Below are 1,387 nucleotides of genomic sequence, written 5' to 3'. Positions count from 1 at the left end.
CAGACAGGCTACCGCCCCGGCGAATGGTGATTTCCCCATCCGGCCCGCCGCCCGGAGTTTCGGCACATGCTGCGAAAAGATATCCAGCAATAAGCGTGCCTTTTCATAAGCAATTGATATATAATGGTTTTTTAAGTTCAGCCCTTCGCCCCTGGGAAAAGATTTACTTAATTATGGAAAGAACTGAGCGATAAGTTAAAAAGAGGGGAATTTGGCCTGTCGAAAGCGGGACCGTCCGGCCCCGCATCGCCTCACTTCGGGATCAGGATCTCGACGGTTCCCTTTTCCCGCAGCTCCCTGACCCGTTTCTGGACGGCTTCCCTGATCTTCTGCCGGGTGAGGTTCGTCCGGATCTTCTCCCCTACCTCCGCCTCCGGGAGGGGCTTGCCGCCCCTTCGCTCCTCCACCCGCAGGATGTGGTAGCCGAGGGGGGTTTCCAGGACCTCCGATATCCCGCCCGGCTTAAGGGTGAAGGCGGCATCTTCCAGGGGCCGGGGCATCTTTCCCCTGCCGAGGAATCCCAGGTCGCCTCCCCGGGGAGCCTCGGGCCCCTCGGAGTGCTTCCTGGCCAGATCGGCAAAATCCGCACCCCCCTTTGCCTCGACGAGGACCCCCTCGATCCTGGCCCTTGCCTCCCGGCGCTCTTTCTCACCGGCGCCCTGCTCGACGCCGACCATGATGCGGCGGGCCCTGACCTCTTCGGGGGGGGTGAACAGGTCGGGGTTCTCCGCGTAGTAGTCGTGGACCTCACCGTCGGCGGTGGCGATCCCGGCGGCGATATCCGTCTCGATGAGCCTGCTCACCGATATCTGGGCCCGGATGAACTCCCGGTAGCTCTCCTGGGTAAAGCCCCCCTCGTCAAGGATCGCCGCGAAGGCCTCCTCGAAGGGGAGCCCCTTCGTCACGGCGGCGATCACCAGCTCCACCTCCTCGTCTTTGGCGACGATGCCCTTTTCCCTGGCCTGCTGCCAGAGGAGCTCCTGGTCGATGAGGACGTTTAACACCTCCAACCTGAGTGTCCCCAGGCGCTCCCGGCTCTCGATCCTCTTCACGTCGATCCCCCTCTCCTGCAGGTTCCTCTCGAAGGTTTTCTGCAGCATCGGCATGCTGATCTCCACGCCGTTTACCCGGGCAGCAGCAGGGGGGGCAGGTGTGGCCGGGGGGCTGACCGTCTCCGGGGTGGGGGCGGCACCTTTCTCCGCCGCACCGCTCGCCGTGCCCGGGGGGGTCGCGGCCGCGGCCGGAAGGGCGGCCGCGAGCAAAAGGGCGGTGAGGAGGGCGCAGGGCAGCGCCGGGAAGGGCAGCCGCAGCTTTTTTCCCGCGCATCCCTGTTCCCCACCGGCCGTTGGGAATACCATGGCGTTTCCCGGCGCATGTGGAGAGAGCG

General features: G+C 64.5%; 1 protein-coding gene. It reads right to left on the bottom strand.

Features of this window, described 5'->3' with window-relative positions; translation table 11 throughout:
* Positions 1–251 precede the first annotated feature (251 nt).
* Positions 252–1,358: a hypothetical protein gene (locus GTN70_11295; protein ID NIO17546.1), complete on the bottom strand. Its 1,107-nt coding sequence runs from the start codon at positions 1,356–1,358 to the stop codon at positions 252–254.
* Between the last annotated feature and the right edge of the window lie 29 nt (positions 1,359–1,387).

This window comes from Deltaproteobacteria bacterium (genome assembly GCA_011773515.1).
Lineage (GTDB): Bacteria > Desulfobacterota > Deferrimicrobia > J040 > J040 > WVXK01.
Note: the sequence above shows the minus strand (reverse complement) of the source record. Positions and strands in the feature narration are given on the sequence as shown.